This is a genomic window from Oceanobacillus sp. FSL K6-2867 (assembly GCF_037963145.1).
Classification (GTDB): Bacteria; Bacillota; Bacilli; order Bacillales; family Amphibacillaceae; genus Oceanobacillus.
Genome location: NZ_CP150144.1, coordinates 1,308,884 through 1,324,412, shown reverse-complemented (window position 1 = coordinate 1,324,412; position 15,529 = coordinate 1,308,884). Strand labels below are relative to the sequence as shown.

Here is a 15,529-nt window from a genome sequence, read left to right as displayed (position 1 = left end):
AAAAAAGCTGACTTGACTAAATGTCCCGTCATTTTTTTTTCATTAAAACGTAAAGCGCATAACTTGTTCGCCTTCATTAATTAGCCCTTCTACATCTTGGAAACCTAATTTTTCGTATACATGTTTTGCATGTTGATTTTCTGGTTCATAAGACAGGGTGATTGTGTGATGGTGCTCTTCTTTTATCATCTTAATATCATCGATGATAAGTTGAATCGATTTTACTCCATAACCTTTTCCTTGATGCTTTTGATCAATCATCATTCGATAAATCCAGTACTCATTATCCTCTTCGTCCACTCCATAGAGTGTAAATCCAATCATTTCCCCATGAAGAAAAATTCCTTTTGCATGGAATTTTTCGAGGAAATTTAATTGAGCAAGTGATATCGCATTTGATGCTACAAATCCCGCTTGGTCTTCCCGTACACGCAGTGAAATAGCATCCAGCCAATTGTTTTTCGTAATCGTTTCTAAATGGACCATATTTATTCCCCCTCTTTTGAATTATACACAATATTTGTAACAATTATAGGGCTTTGAGGTCTCTCCTGCGCCATTTTATTTTTTCTAGTATAGAGCTGGGCTACCATTAAGCCCGATTGCTTCCTTACTTTGGATGATGCCAATTTATTTATTTCAGCTCAAATAATCGATTGTTCAAAAAGCTGTCACGAAGACACGATTCTGTGCTCTAAATCACTCCCTAAGTGTGATGTGCTTCACTTAAGACATCGCTTATCCATCTTAAAATGAACTTAAGAAGGATAAGGGAGGCGTCATGAATGGAAATAAACAAAGATATGAAAGAAAAAGTGCATGTTACGGATGAGGAACATTCCTTTAAAGGAGCATTATTTTCTTCTGTTGTTTTTGTTGGAGGATCTATCGTCGCTTTTACATTATTACTCATTGTATTTTATATGATCAGAATTTAACAAGGGAGGGATAAAGGATGAAATTACATCGTGCTGAAGAGATTTGGTTAGTTGTCGGTGTTGGAATTATTATTTTAGCTATGGTTTTTACTGGTTACCAGGCTTTTGCGCATGGAATGGCACCACCAAGTGGGATGGAAACGCTGGATCCTCAGAAAGTGGATGAAACGGCACCATTTGATAATCCTGGCATTTTTGAGATTGGAGAGAATGCGTACGAAGTTGTTATGACACTGGAAGCGTTTCGTTTTAATCCAAATGAAATTGAAATACCAGCAGGATCAGAAGTGCATTTTACAATGACATCAAAGGACGTTGTGCATGGTATCCAGGTTATTGGTACAAACATTAATGCGATGGTAACGCCTGGACATGTTCAGCGAATTTCGCAAACATTTGATACACCTGGTGAATATTTGGTCATTTGTAATGAGTACTGTGGTGTTGGGCATCAAATGATGGCAATGACAATTATTGTGAAATAAAGGAGGGAAGAAAAATGGAGCTAGCTGAAAAAAGCGTGTTTCATCATAAAGTTACGGAGGTATTAGGAGTGAATGCAAAGGATGCAAAGTTATCAATAACTTTTTTAGTCGTTTCTTTTACAGCACTATTAATTGGTGGAATTTTAGGGTTGCTGCAAGGGCTAAACCGGGCTGGATTATTCGAATTGCCAGCATGGTTTGATTATTATCAGACGCTTACAGCACACGGTATTTTATTGCTGCTTGTATTTACGACTACATTTGCTGTTGGTTATTTTTACGCGGCCCTATCCCATACACTCGGGGGACTTCTTCCTAAAGTAAGAAAAATGGGCTGGATTGCTTTTGGCTCTATGGTAGTTGGTGTTGTCTTCGTTGCAACAACTATTATTGCGGGTGAAGCTTCAGTTATGTTTACTTTTTACCCACCAATGCAAGCATCTCCATGGTTTTATATTGGATTAGTATTTTTAGTAGTAGGAATTTGGATTGCTGCATTTGGAGCATTTATCAATGTTGCGCATTGGAGGAAAAATCATAAAGGACAGCATATCCCATTGCTAGCTTTCTTCGCAACTGGTGTGTTCGTCATGCTTGTGTTTGGAAGTATTGGGGTTGCTGTTGAAGTATTAACGTTGATCCCATGGGCTTTTGGCTGGAAAGAAACCATTAATGTCATGCTTAGCCGGACATTGTTCTGGAGCTTTGGTCACACGCTGGTAAACATTTGGTATTTAACAGCAATTTCTGCATGGTATGTAGCCGTGCCGAAAATTATTGGGGGAAAAGGGTTTAGTGATGGATTAACACGTTTAGTCGTTATTCTATTAGTTATTTTGAATATTCCAGGAGGATTCCATCACCAAATTGTCGATCCAGGAATTACTGAAAGCTGGAAATTCATCCATGTATTTATGAGTTTATCCATTGGTTTTCCATCACTCATGACAGCATTTGCAATGTTTGCCGTATTTGAACGTACTGGCAGAAGAAAAGGCGGAAAAGGTTTATTAGGATGGTTTAAAAAATTACCATGGGGAGACGTTCGTTTCCTGGCACCATTTATTGCGATGGCTGCCTTTATCCCTGGTGGTGCAGGTGGCATTGCACAAACAAATAATCAGTTAAACCAAGTCGTTCATAATTCATTATGGGTTGTGGGACATTTCCATTTAACAGTGGGGGTTACCGTTGCATTAACATTTTTTGGGATTGCATATTGGCTAATTCCATATTTATCAAAACGTGAATTCACACCACAGATTAATCGCTTAGGTATTATCCAAACGATTTTATGGACAGTTGGTATGTTGTTTATGTCTGGGTCCATGCATGCAGTTGGGCTCTTAGGCTCACCACGCCGAACGTCCTATACAACTTACGGGGGCCATCAGACAGCCTTAGGCTGGGATCCATATTTGATTTTCCTTGCGATTGGAGGGACACTTCTGATTGTCGCAGTATTGCTCATGGTCTACATCGCAGTTTATCTGATGTTCTTTGCACCAAAAGGAAAAACTGAATTTCCAATAGCAGAGCAAGAAGCTGATGCTTTCCCTGCACCAAAATGGACGGAAAGGTGGGGACTCATAATTGTATTGCTAATTGCAATTGTCGCCATGGGATATGTCGTCCCAATCTTTGAGCTACTCGGTGTACCAGGATCCCCGCCGTTTAGAACGTGGTGATTCATTTAAAATCGAATAGAGATAGTCGAATGGCTATCTCTATGATTAAAAAATCATTGTAGGACGTGATCGTATGATCAAAGAGCGGAATACATCAGCGCTCATCATTGTTATTGTGTTTGGCTTTGGGCTGTTTTTTATAGGTACAGACGGATTCACAGCCTATACAGCTGAACAGGCAAGAACAATGAATCTGATTGAAGAAAAGCCGCAGTTTCCTGAGGTAACAATAGAGGACAGCAAGGAAAGAGTATACTCTCTTTCCGAGTTTCAAGGAAAATACGTGTTGCTAACCTTTATTTATACAGCATGTACGGATGTTTGCTTGCTGCTTGAAATGAATCTCGCACAAGTTTATAACCAAATACCAGAACAATATATCGGTGAGGATATTGTATTTATGAGTATTAGCTTTGATCCTGAAAATGATGATCCAGCTACATTAGAACATTATCGCAACTATTTTAATAGTGATGGAGAAACATGGCGGATGGCGAGAATCCCTGATCAACATGAGCTCGATGAGCTGCTAGCTAGCTTTGGTGTCATCGTAATTCCAGATAATAATGGACATTTCGCACATAATTCCGCGTTTTATTTGGTCAACCCGGAAGGAAAGCTAATAGATGTGATGGATTATGAAAGAATTGATGAAGCAGCAAGTAAAGTTAATGCCATCCTGCAAACAGAAGTCGGGGATAAATCATGAAGCAAGCAACCTATGGATTAGGAATCTATTTGTTTTTGATGCTCCCACCTGTGATTACACTATTGGAATCGATAATGGTTGTTCATATGCATATGCAAATGCCATTACTCGTTATTGTAGGGATGCTGTTAACCCCATACCTCCAACAAACCTTCCCAAGCTTTTTTGAAAAATGGAATCAAAATGGTTTACCTGGAATTGTGCTTTTTATGATTATTATAAGCTACTGGATGATCCCACGTACGATGGATGAAGCATTAACCGTTTCTGCTGTAGAAGTTTTCAAGTTTATTAGTCTGCCATTCCTTGCTGGAGTCCCGCTGCGTAATAGTTGGAGTAAATTGTCTGCGAAAGGGAAAAATAGTATTTTCATTCTTATTAGTATTATTTTTGGAATCATGGCTTGGATTTATATTTTTTCCCCAAATCAAATTTGTAACAGCTATCTGATAAAAGAACAAAAAGCACTTGGTTGGACATTTTTATTAACCGGGTTATGTATCGTGATTTATTTTGTTCAAACGTTGTTTATTGATAAAGAAGAATATAGTGAAACATGATGCTAGGAAAAGAACGCATTTTTAAAATAGAAATGCGTTCTTTTTTCGTGTTATTGCCTGGCATTTCAATTAAACTAAAAGATAGAATCATTACCTGAGGGGATTGAAATAGTATATGTCAAAGCAAATGATTCAACAGGAAGGAAAAACTGCTAAAGTAAAAAATCGCAAGAAGCGAAAAAGATTAGCTCTCATTATTGTGGCTTTATGTATTCTTATATTTTCAATAAAAGCATATATGGATACCAACATTTTTAAAGTGAATCGCGTCCAATTTCAGACGAATAAAATACCACCTGGCTCCGACTTCACGATTCTCCAAATTAGTGATGTACATAATAAAGTTTTTGGTGATAACAATGAAAAGCTGCTAGATACCGTGGAAGAAATAGATGCTGACATTATCGTATTGACGGGTGATCTTGTAGATAGGCGTACAGATAATTTCGATCATGTCTTTTCATTGGTTGAGAGACTGAAAGCTTTAAATCAGCATGTCTATTTTGTCTCCGGTAACCATGAATGGGACAATCCAAATAGAAAGTCTCTATTAGATGGTCTTGAAAAAAGGGATATAACCATTTTAAACAATCAACAAACTGAGCTTGCAATAAATAATGTGAAGCTTAATCTAGTAGGAATTGATGATGCTTCAACCAATCATGAAGATCTCGATAGGGCGTTTATGAATGTGGATTCCGAAAGCTATACGGTTTTACTATCGCATACGCCTAGTATTCTGGATAAGTATAATGATATTCCAACGGATTTAATTTTGAGCGGTCATACGCATGGAGGACAAGTGCGAGTCCCGTTAATTGGTGCTTTAGTTGCTCCAGACCAAGGATTCTTCCCTAAGCTGGAAAAAGGGACATATGAATTTGGCACAAATCAGTTTCTTTATATTGATAGTGGTGTTGGGACAAGTGTTGCGCCAATCCGTTTCCTTAATCAAAGTCAGCTTAGCGTGATTAAAGTTTCTGGAGAATAATAATACAGTGCCTTCCTGTACAGGCAGGGGGGGGAAGGCACTGTAGTTTTCTAAAATAACTCTTCTTTTAATTGTTTTGTATCTAATACCATGTTCCCGTCACTATCTGTTAATACAAGTTGTTTTTTCTTTAATTGGGTGAGCGTTCTGCTAACGGTTTCCCTGCTTGATCCAATCATGTTTGCTAAATCCTTATTGGTAAAATGCGTTGTTAGAGTAAGCTGTTCTGCCGCGGTTTCAATTCCATATTTTTTTCCAAGTCGAAGTAATAATAGAATAATCTGTTCATAGGTGTTACGCAGAATTTTTTCCTCAAGACGGTTTTGCAAGTCAACAATTTTGTCTCCTAGAACCCGGAAAATTTTAATGCTTACCTCTGGGTTGTTGATTAAAAAGTCCTCAAACAATGGAGTCGGAATATAAGTAAGCACGGCTTCCTCCATTATTTCGGCATGTGCTGGGTAATTATCGTTGCGGAAAAAACCTTGATGCGGAAACATATCCCCATCATTCAAAACATTAATGATTTGTTCTTTGCCATGGATATCCGTTCTATATATTTTAATTTTTCCTTGATGGATAAAATACACATTGGTCAGTGGTTCATCTTGCATAAAAACATGGGATCCCTGTCTGTATGTTCGATTTTGGGCAATATTTAAAATCGGAGTAATTTCATAATTTGTTAAACTTTTGAAAAGCGGAAAACGCTGTAAAAGCTTTTTCACTGAATCTGGATACATCACTATACCTCCTCCAAATCACTTATGTATAGCATATCATTCTTTTTCAATATTCATGTGAAAAATGTCACTGCATATCAGTTGAATGTGATTAGAATCACAGAAAACAAGTGCTGTACCTCACAGTTTAGTTCATGCAGTGGGAGTATACTATACATGTAATAAAAAATAGAGGAGGCGTCATCATGAAAAAGGGTTTATTAGCTATCCTATTTATCGGATTAATATTTTCGCTCGTTGCTTGTGGAGGGGATGAAAGTAGTTCTGCAAATGAAGAAGCTGACAAAAGGGAAGAAACGGTAACAGAACAGTCTAATGAATCCAGTGCTTCTGAGGAATCGGAGGAAGTAACAAATGAAGTCAATATCGTTGCAACGGACTTTGACTTTAACCAGGATAAATTTGTCGTTCAATCCGGAGAGGAAGCAACGATTACATTAACAAATGAAGAAGGACACCATGGAATTGCGATTAATGAACTTGGCGTTAAAATTGAGGGGGATGGAGAAGCTGTTATCATTCCGGAGGAGCCAGGTGAATATGAAATCTACTGTAATATTTTCTGTGGGGAAGGTCACGCAGAAATGGTTGCAACATTAGTTGTTCTATAAAAGGATGTTCAACTATAAGGTTTTTTGGGGGTCATTAAATGAACGAGAAACAATATGCTGTAACCTTACATGCACCAGATATTAGACCAAAGATTCGTCATGTAAGGATTTTAGAAACATTTGATCGTTTAAAATCTGGAGAAGTGATGCATCTTTCGAATACGCATGATCCAAAACTTTTATACTATCAATTTTTAATTGAAAGGGAAGGTTCTTTCCATTGGGAATACGTAGAAGAAGGTCCAGAGCTTTGGAGAGTAGAGATTGAAAAGAGATAATAATTTATCGTATCCCCTGTTCATTGTGATCAGGGGTTTCCTAATTTATTTAATAAGTGATAAACCTCACATAAACATTTTCCGAATTAGTCTACACTGAAGCTAAACTACCTGAAAGGGACGAGAGTGATGTTTAATAGAGATTATAACGAAAGCCCGTTTATTGTTATATGGGAGCTAACCCGTGCTTGTCAGCTGCATTGTCTGCATTGCCGTGCAGAAGCTCAGTATCATAGACATCCATTAGAAATAACGTTTGATGAAGGAAAGAAATTAATCGATGACATATATGAGATGGATAATCCCATGCTTGTGTTTACAGGTGGAGATCCATTAGAACGACCAGATGTTTTTGATATTGCTGAATACGCTATTCAAAAAGGTGTGCGTGTGTCCATGACTCCATCTGCCACACCAAATGTAACAAAAGAGGCAATGCAAAAAGCGAAAGATATTGGACTTGCGAGATGGGCATTTAGTATTGATGGACATTGTAAGGAAGTGCATGACCATTTTCGAGGAACAGAAGGCTCTTTTGACTTAACGATGAATGCGATTAAGTATTTACATGAATTGGATATGCCGCTGCAAATTAATACCGTAATATCCCGATATAATTATGAATACTTAGATGAAATGGCAGAGATGGTTGAAAACCTGAACTGTGTATTATGGAGTGTGTTTTTCCTTGTGCCGACAGGACGAGGGAAAGAATCAGACATGATTACACCTGCTGAACATGAAAAGGTATTCCGATGGTTGTACAAATTATCCAAACGAGTTCCATTTGATATTAAGACAACCGCTGGCCAGCATTATCGACGTGTCGTTATTCAGCAAAAAATGCGAGAACATACAGGTATGAGTGACAAAGACCAAATTTTCTATGAAGATGCGATGAACCAAGGAAAAACAGGACAGATTGATGGACTTGGACGTGCACCAAAAGGTGTTAATGATGGAAATGGCTTTGTGTTCATTTCCCATACAGGAGATGTGTATCCAAGCGGATTACTGCCAATTCGTGCTGGAAATATCAGACGCACGCCACTTGCAGAAATCTACAGAGAATCAGAGGTCTTTCAAAATTTGCGTAATCCGGATAAATACAAAGGAAAATGCGGGGTATGTGAATTTCGCCATGTTTGCGGAGGATCAAGATCACGCGCATATAATGTAACAGGAGATTATATGGAAAGTGAACCATATTGTGTTTATATTCCAAGAGCAATGCGCAAAAAGAGTAAAAAATCCTGAGTAATATCAACTCAGGATTTTTTCAACTTGAAAACTATAAAATTTTGAATGATGTATATAACTTAGTTACCTAAGTAGCCACGTCCACGAAGCGCTGAAGCGGCAGCGAGACTTCCCTCACCTCCGTACGATAAGTCAACATCGACTCCCTACGGTCGCCGTGTTTCCTTTATCTCTTTCGGTTCAGTCCAGTCCGTACGTCGCTAACCGGGCGCTTCCGCATTTGTTAATGTGTTATATCATTGAAAACACCAACGTAGTACTTAATCTCGCCAACATTATTCTTAACTGGACTTATGGTAAGCAGCTCTGGATACATCTCTCCATTTTTTCGTTTGTTCCAAATTTCACCTTCCCAGAAGCCGTTTTTATTAATCGAATTCCACATTCCATCATAAAATGCTTTGTCTTGTTTTCCAGATTTTAGAATTGCTGGTGTCTTTCCAAGTACTTCCTCTTTTGTATAACCGGTGATTCGTTCAAAAGCTGGATTAACATTTTGGATAATACGTTTTTTATTCGTTACCATGATTCCTTCTGCAGCACTTTCGATAATTTTACCTTCAACACTGACTCGTTCCTGGTAATACATAAAAATAACAATAACGAAACTTACGAAGGCGAATTCTGACATTAACATGAAAGCAATCGCATGCTGTCCCGTAATATTAGCAACAGCGGTCAGAAGCAAAGGTGGGAAGAAACCACCTAGTCCACCCATAGCGGAAACAATCCCATTCACAATGCCTGCTTGTTTGGAAAAATACAAAGGCACTAATTTAAAGACTGTACCATTTCCGACCCCCACGGTAATCCCAACTGCTAAAGCTCCAACGGTATACCAAATAATATCAGGTGAGAAGGATAATAAGATTCCGGAACAGGCAACGCCAATAAAAACAAACATTAAAATGATAAATGGATTATATTTATCTGCAAGCATACCACCAACCGGTCGAAGTAATGTTGCAATTAAAATGAATATTGCTGTCCTAATTCCTGCATCCACAGGCGCTAAACCAAAATTATCAACTAGGAAACTTGGTAAGAACATCGTGAACGCAACAAAAGCTCCGAATGTAATGAAATAAAATAAGCTTAGGAACCACAATGTCGAATTTTTATAGACACCTCGAATTTGTTCAACCATGGATTTCTTTACTTTTGCTTCTTTACGATCTCCAAAGATAAAAATCAATGCGGAGTACACTACGACAATAATCAAAAATACGCGAACAGTTCCTTGCCAACCAATGGATTCAGCAAGGATTGGAGCTCCGAAAGTTGTAATCGCAGTTCCAATATTACCGACACCATATATTCCATTAATAAAACCATGCTTTTCCTTTGGGTAATACTTCGGCAATGATGTAACCCCGATGGAAAAGGTTGCTCCACCAATACCAAGTATTAGTCCACCAATGACAAGATCGACAAAGGAACTCGCTACACTTAAGTAAAATACCGGAAATAAAAGAACGAGAAAACTAATTAAGAAAATAATTCTGGCACCGAATCGATCTGCATAAAAACCAATTGGTATACGCAAGAGGGAGCCCAAAATAACTGGAATAGCAGTTACGATCGAAGCTTGCCCAGAAGTCATTGGAATATCTGCTGTGATATATGGCATTAGCGACGAAATGAGCACCCATACCATAAATCCAACGACTAAACTCGATGTTTGTAAGGATAGCTGTAAACCCGGTTTCTTCATAATAAATCGTACCTTTCTTTATAAAAATTTAGTTTTGTATTTAATTGGTTATAAGTTTAACGATGCTTGTTCGTTATAGTAGTGAAAAACATCACATAACCTGTGACAGATTTTTGAATCAAATCCTTTACAATGAATTGATTAATAATTTTTGTCTAAAGTTTGACATCTTAAATAGGTGTGATGTATTTCACAACGTGTCTGTTGGTGGGATGTTTAATATTGATGGTAGAACAAAGCAATTTACATGGAGGGACAATGATGAAGAAGAAACCATCTCCACTTTGGCAGCGATTGAACTATTTAAAACCAAAAGAAACATATTCCAATAATCATAGTCAATTACAAGAAGGTAATCGTGACTGGGAAAATGTATACCGGAGAAGATGGCAGCATGATAAGGTTATTCGCTCCACACATGGAGTCAACTGTACCGGATCATGCAGCTGGAATATTTATGTGAAAGACGGGATTGTCACATGGGAAGGACAGCAATTGGACTATCCGACAACAGGTCCAGACATGCCGGAATTTGAACCTCGGGGCTGTCCAAGAGGAGCTAGTTTTTCCTGGTATATTTATAGCCCACTACGTGTGAAATATCCATATATACGTAAAAAATTACTAGTTTTATGGAAAGAAGCATTAGCAGCTTATGATAATCCATTGGAAGCGTGGAAGAGCATTGTAGAGGACAAAGAAAAGGCAAATTCCTATAAACGAGCAAGAGGAAAGGGTGGACTTGTTCGAGCGGACTGGGAAGAAGTAGCAAAGCTTATTGCCGCATCTACTTTATATACGATTGTGAAATATGGTCCAGATCGAAATGTTGGTTTTTCACCAATTCCAGCCATGTCCATGATCAGCCATGCGGCAGGAAGCCGTTTTATGCAATTAATGGGCGGACCAATGCTCAGCTTCTATGATTGGTATGCCGACTTGCCACCAGCATCCCCGCAAATTTGGGGAGATCAAACGGATGTACCAGAGAGCTCAGACTGGTTTAATTCGAGCTATATAATCACATGGGGTTCGAATGTGCCGATGACACGTACACCAGACGCTCACTTTTTAGTTGAAGCTCGTTATAAAGGAACGAAAGTTGTATCCGTTAGCCCGGACTACGCAGAATCAACGACTTTCTCCGATGACTGGCTATCCGTTAGACAAGGAACAGATGGTGCAGTTGCAATGGCCATGGGACATGTTATCTTAAATGAATTTTATGATAAAAATATGACACCATACTTTGAGGACTATGCAAAGCAATATACCGATTTTCCATTCTCTGTTCGTTTAAAAGAAGATAATGGAATGTTTGTGGCAGACAGATTCCTAAATGAAGCTGATCTTGGCACTACTTCAGAGAATAATGAATGGAAGCCTGCTATGTATAATCAAGCAACAGGTAAATTCTCTATTCCGCATGGAACGATGGGTTCTCGCTGGGATGATAAAGGAAACTGGAACTTGAAGCTCATTGATGAAAATACCAATGAAAAAATTGAACCTGTACTAAGTTTTCTTGGAATGGAAGACGAAGTGGTGTATGTCAATATGCCATACTTTGATGCGGAAACGAGAAAAGTACTGTCACGTGCAGTTCCGGTGAAAAAAGTAGAACTGAATGGCAAGACAGAATATATTGCAACGGTTTATGATTTAATGCTTGCTAACTATGGTATTGACCGTGGTCTTGGCGGAGAAGTGGCAAGTTCTTATGATGACATCGCACCATTCTCACCAGCATGGCAAGAAGAAATTACAGGTGTGGATCGCAATCTCGTCATAAAGATTGCTCGTGAGTTTGCACAAAATGCAGTGGATACAAAAGGCCGTTCAATGATTATCGTTGGAGCAGGAATTAACCATTGGTTTAACTCAGACACGATTTATCGTGCTGTTGTTAACCTTGTCCTAATGGTAGGTGCACAAGGTGTAAATGGCGGAGGCTGGGCCCATTATGTTGGACAAGAAAAATTACGGCCTGCAGAAGGATGGAGCACGATCGCAACTGCTAAAGACTGGGGCGGTCCAGCTAAACTGCAAAATGGAACATCCTTTTTCTACTTTGCAACCGATCAATGGCGCTTTGAGGAAACACCTGTTAGTGACCTTACCGCTGCAAATGAAAAAGCAAGATACGAACATCATGGGGATTACAATGTGTTGGCAGCTCGCCTTGGCTGGCTTCCATCTTATCCAACATTCAATAAAAACGGAATTGATCTCTATAAGGAAGCAGTAGCAAATGGCTATGAAACAACGGAAGATATCGGAAACTATGTGGCGAAGCAATTAAAAGAAAAAGAACTGCAATTTGCAATTGAAGATCCAGATAACCCGGTCAATTTCCCAAGAAACTTATTTGTGTGGCGTGCAAACTTAATCTCCAGTTCAGGAAAAGGACATGAGTATTTTCTTAAACATTTACTAGGAACTTCCCATGGACTGTTAAACGATGATGAAGAGAGTATTCGCCCTGAGGAAATTAAATGGCGGGAAGAAGCACCAGAAGGAAAACTTGATTTATTAATTAACCTTGATTTCCGTATGGCTGGAACGGCACTATACTCAGATGTCATCTTGCCTGCATCGACTTGGTATGAAAAGCACGACTTATCCAGTACGGATATGCATCCATTCGTACATCCATTTAATCCAGCGATTACGTCACCATGGGAAGCGAAATCTGACTGGGATATCTTTAAAGCCTTGGCAAAAGGAGTTTCGGATTTAGCTGAGGAAATTGATATGGAGACAATCAAGGAAATCGTCGCAACACCACTGCTTCATGATACAAAAGCAGAAATGGCCCAGCCATTAGGAAAGATTAAAGACTGGTCCAAAGGTGAGTGTGAACCGATTCCAGGTAAAACGATGCCACAAATTCATGTAGTAGAACGTGATTACAAACAAATTTATAACAAGATGACAGCACTTGGACCAAATGTTGCAACCCAGCCTTATGGTGGAAAAGGTATCAACTGGTCGATGGAAAAAGAGTATGAACAGGTGAAACACACACTTGGAACGGTGGATAATGGAACGATTGCTGATGGCTGTCCAGATATTACGCACGCCAAAGATGCATGTGAAGCAATTTTAATGCTTTCATCTACAACGAATGGAAAAGTAGCTGTAAAAGCGTGGGAAGCTTTAGAAGAAGTAACAGATCTCGAGTTAAAAGATTTAGCAGAGGAAAGAGAAGAAGAATTATTTACATTTGAAAAAATAACGGCGCAGCCAATGACGGTTATTACGTCACCAGCTTTTAGCGGCTCAGAAAAAGGTGGCAGAAGGTATTCCCCTTTTACAACAAATATTGAACGTTTGATTCCATTTCGAACCATTACAGGAAGGCAATCCTACTTCCTGGATCATGAAATGATGAAGGAATTCGGGGAATCATTTGCCGTATTCAAACCAATTTTGAACCATAAGCCATTCCGTTCCAAACGGCCGGAAGTGGAAGGAAAAGAAATCACGTTGAACTATCTGACACCACATAATAAATGGTCGATTCATAGCATGTACTTTGATGCGCAGCCAATGTTAACTCTTTTCCGAGGTGGTCCAACGGTGTGGCTAAATAAAGATGATGCAGCGGAAATTGATGTTGAGGATAATGATTGGATTGAATGCTTCAACCGCAATGGAGTCGTAGTAGCAAGGGCGGTTGTTTCCCATCGTATCCCTAGAACAATGGCATTTATGCATCATGCTCAAGATCGTCATATCCATACACCTGGAACAAGTCTAACGAAAAATCGTGGTGGCACGCATAATAGTCCAACGAGAATTCATGTAAAACCAACACATATGATTGGTGGATATGCCCAATTAAGCTATGGATTTAATTACTATGGCCCAACAGGAAACCAGCGTGACTTGAATGTTGTTATTCGGAAAATGAAGGAGGTAGATTGGCTTGAAAATTAAAGCACAGGTCGGGATGGTAATGAACCTCGATAAGTGTATCGGCTGTCATACATGTAGCGTGACATGTAAGAACACGTGGACAAACCGCCCAGGTGCCGAATACATGTACTTTAATAATGTAGAAACAAAGCCTGGAATTGGCTATCCAAAACAGTGGGAAGATCAAGATAAATATAAAGGTGGCTGGGAGCTTCACAACGACGAGTTAAGGTTAAAATCAGGCTCGAAAACGAATCGGCTACTAAACTTGTTTTATAACCCAAACCAACCAGAAATGGACGATTATTTTGAACCATGGAACTACGATTATGAAACATTAACAACTAGTAAAGAACGGAAACATCAGCCAGTTGCCAGGGCGAAATCTGCGGTGACAGGAGAGTTCATGGATTTGGAATGGGGACCGAACTGGGAAGATGACTTAGCTGGTGGCCATATTACAGGACTTCGTGATCCAAACGTCGTACAGATGGAAGAATCCATTAAAACCGAATTCGAAGATGTGTTCATGATGTATCTGCCGCGTATTTGTGAGCATTGTATTAACGCACCATGTGTATCCTCTTGCCCATCGGGAGCAATGTATAAGCGTGATGAAGATGGAATCGTGCTAGTGGATCAAAATGCATGTCGTGCATGGAGACATTGTGTAACTTCTTGTCCGTATAAAAAAGTGTACTTCAATTGGAAAACAAATAAAGCTGAAAAATGTACGATGTGTTTCCCAAGAATCGAAAATGGCCAGCCAACGATTTGTGCAGAAACATGTGTTGGACGGATTCGCTATATCGGTATCATGCTGTATGATGCAGACCGCGTCTTAGAAGCAGCATCTGTAGAGGATGAAAAGGAATTATATCATGCACAGCTCGGTATTTTCCTTGATCCAAACGATCCAGAAGTTATCAAGCAAGCCAAAAAAGATGGAATTCCAATGGACTGGATTGAAGCGGCTCAACAATCACCACTTTATAAAATGATTATAGATTGGAAGATTGCCCTGCCATTACATCCGGAATACAGAACAATGCCAATGGTATGGTATATCCCGCCATTAAGCCCAGTTATGAACATGATTGAAGGCAAAGGCAGCACAGCAGACACAGAAGACATTTTCCCAGCAATTGATAACATGCGCATTCCAATTGAATACCTTGCAAATCTATTAACTGCTGGAGATACCGGGCATATCCGTACGGTTCTAAAGAAAATGGCAGTCATGCGTAACTTTATGCGAGCTGAACAAACTGGAAAAGAATTTGATGCTGACATCCTATCCGATCTCGGTTTAACTGAAAAAGCAATCAAAGAAATGTACCGTCTGTTAGCGATTGCTAAGTATGAAGACAGATTCGTTATACCACATAGTCACAAAGAAGAAGTAGCTGATCTATATAAAGAACAAGGAGCATGCGGCCTAGACTTCGCAGGAGGCCCAGGAAGCTGCGGTGTGCTTTCCTAAGGACTGAAACCGATTTGGAAATGTACTCTCGTTATACTGAAAACATATAAACTGCGACGTAATGTGCAATGGTGGTTGGAGCATATACCCGCTACGGAAACACACTGGGTGACCCGACGCACCTCAAACTCCGTTCTATGGGGTCTCA

General features: G+C 39.3%; 14 protein-coding genes. 11 read left to right on the top strand and 3 right to left on the bottom strand.

The window, feature by feature from the left end:
- Window positions 1-42 precede the first annotated feature (42 nt).
- The gene (locus NSQ77_RS06460) at window positions 43-486 is read right to left on the bottom strand and encodes a GNAT family N-acetyltransferase (protein WP_339229708.1); all 444 of its coding nucleotides are present in this window, start codon (window positions 484-486) and stop codon (window positions 43-45) included.
- Between the two features lie 299 nt (window positions 487-785).
- Between NSQ77_RS06460 and NSQ77_RS06455 the strand changes: the two genes are divergently transcribed.
- From NSQ77_RS06455 to NSQ77_RS06430, 6 genes are all read left to right on the top strand, one after another.
- On the top strand, window positions 786-938 hold the full coding sequence (locus tag NSQ77_RS06455; RefSeq protein ID WP_339229706.1) for a hypothetical protein: 153 nt from the start codon (window positions 786-788) through the stop codon (window positions 936-938).
- Window positions 939-955: 17 nt separating this feature from the next.
- A complete protein-coding gene (locus NSQ77_RS06450) occupies window positions 956-1,423 on the top strand; it encodes a cytochrome c oxidase subunit II (protein WP_339229704.1) in 468 nt (155 codons plus the stop codon).
- A 14-nt stretch (window positions 1,424-1,437) separates the two neighbouring features.
- Window positions 1,438-3,111, top strand: a complete 1,674-nt coding sequence (locus NSQ77_RS06445; protein WP_339229702.1) for a cbb3-type cytochrome c oxidase subunit I — start codon at window positions 1,438-1,440, stop codon at window positions 3,109-3,111.
- Window positions 3,112-3,184: 73 nt separating this feature from the next.
- Complete coding sequence (locus tag NSQ77_RS06440) at window positions 3,185-3,820, top strand: SCO family protein (protein ID WP_339229700.1); 636 nt, start codon at window positions 3,185-3,187, stop codon at window positions 3,818-3,820.
- The gene (locus tag NSQ77_RS06435; protein WP_339229699.1) at window positions 3,817-4,380 is read left to right on the top strand and encodes a hypothetical protein; all 564 of its coding nucleotides are present in this window, start codon (window positions 3,817-3,819) and stop codon (window positions 4,378-4,380) included. The genes NSQ77_RS06440 and NSQ77_RS06435 overlap by 4 nt, the downstream gene beginning before the upstream one ends.
- Window positions 4,381-4,495: 115 nt before the next feature.
- Window positions 4,496-5,371 (top strand): metallophosphoesterase, encoded by an 876-nt coding sequence (locus tag NSQ77_RS06430; protein WP_339229697.1) that lies wholly within the window; start codon window positions 4,496-4,498, stop codon window positions 5,369-5,371.
- 50 nt (window positions 5,372-5,421) lie between these two features.
- Here NSQ77_RS06430 and NSQ77_RS06425 read toward each other — a convergent pair whose 3' ends face one another.
- Complete coding sequence (locus NSQ77_RS06425) at window positions 5,422-6,114, bottom strand: Crp/Fnr family transcriptional regulator (protein WP_339229695.1); 693 nt, start codon at window positions 6,112-6,114, stop codon at window positions 5,422-5,424.
- A 185-nt stretch (window positions 6,115-6,299) separates the two neighbouring features.
- Between NSQ77_RS06425 and NSQ77_RS06420 the strand changes: the two genes are divergently transcribed.
- The 3 genes from NSQ77_RS06420 (at window position 6,300) to NSQ77_RS06410 (ending at window position 8,260) form a co-directional block, all read left to right on the top strand.
- Complete coding sequence (locus NSQ77_RS06420; RefSeq protein WP_339229693.1) at window positions 6,300-6,725, top strand: cupredoxin domain-containing protein; 426 nt, start codon at window positions 6,300-6,302, stop codon at window positions 6,723-6,725.
- A 38-nt stretch (window positions 6,726-6,763) separates the two neighbouring features.
- Window positions 6,764-7,003 carry a DUF2249 domain-containing protein gene (locus tag NSQ77_RS06415; RefSeq protein ID WP_149473119.1) on the top strand — a complete coding sequence of 80 codons (240 nt, stop codon included), beginning with the start codon at window positions 6,764-6,766 and terminating at the stop codon, window positions 7,001-7,003.
- 129 nt (window positions 7,004-7,132) lie between these two features.
- Window positions 7,133-8,260 (top strand): TIGR04053 family radical SAM/SPASM domain-containing protein, encoded by a 1,128-nt coding sequence (locus tag NSQ77_RS06410; RefSeq protein WP_339229691.1) that lies wholly within the window; start codon window positions 7,133-7,135, stop codon window positions 8,258-8,260.
- A gap of 226 nt (window positions 8,261-8,486) precedes the next feature.
- On the opposite strand, the gene NSQ77_RS06405 is transcribed toward NSQ77_RS06410, so the two are convergent.
- Window positions 8,487-9,977: an MFS transporter gene (locus NSQ77_RS06405; RefSeq protein ID WP_339229689.1), complete on the bottom strand. Its 1,491-nt coding sequence runs from the start codon at window positions 9,975-9,977 to the stop codon at window positions 8,487-8,489.
- A 261-nt stretch (window positions 9,978-10,238) separates the two neighbouring features.
- Between NSQ77_RS06405 and NSQ77_RS06400 the strand changes: the two genes are divergently transcribed.
- Window positions 10,239-13,919 (top strand): nitrate reductase subunit alpha, encoded by a 3,681-nt coding sequence (locus NSQ77_RS06400; protein WP_339229687.1) that lies wholly within the window; start codon window positions 10,239-10,241, stop codon window positions 13,917-13,919.
- Window positions 13,909-15,381: a nitrate reductase subunit beta gene (gene narH / locus NSQ77_RS06395; protein WP_339229686.1), complete on the top strand. Its 1,473-nt coding sequence runs from the start codon at window positions 13,909-13,911 to the stop codon at window positions 15,379-15,381. Before NSQ77_RS06400 ends, narH begins: the two co-directional genes overlap by 11 nt.
- The last annotated feature ends 148 nt before the right edge of the window (window positions 15,382-15,529 follow it).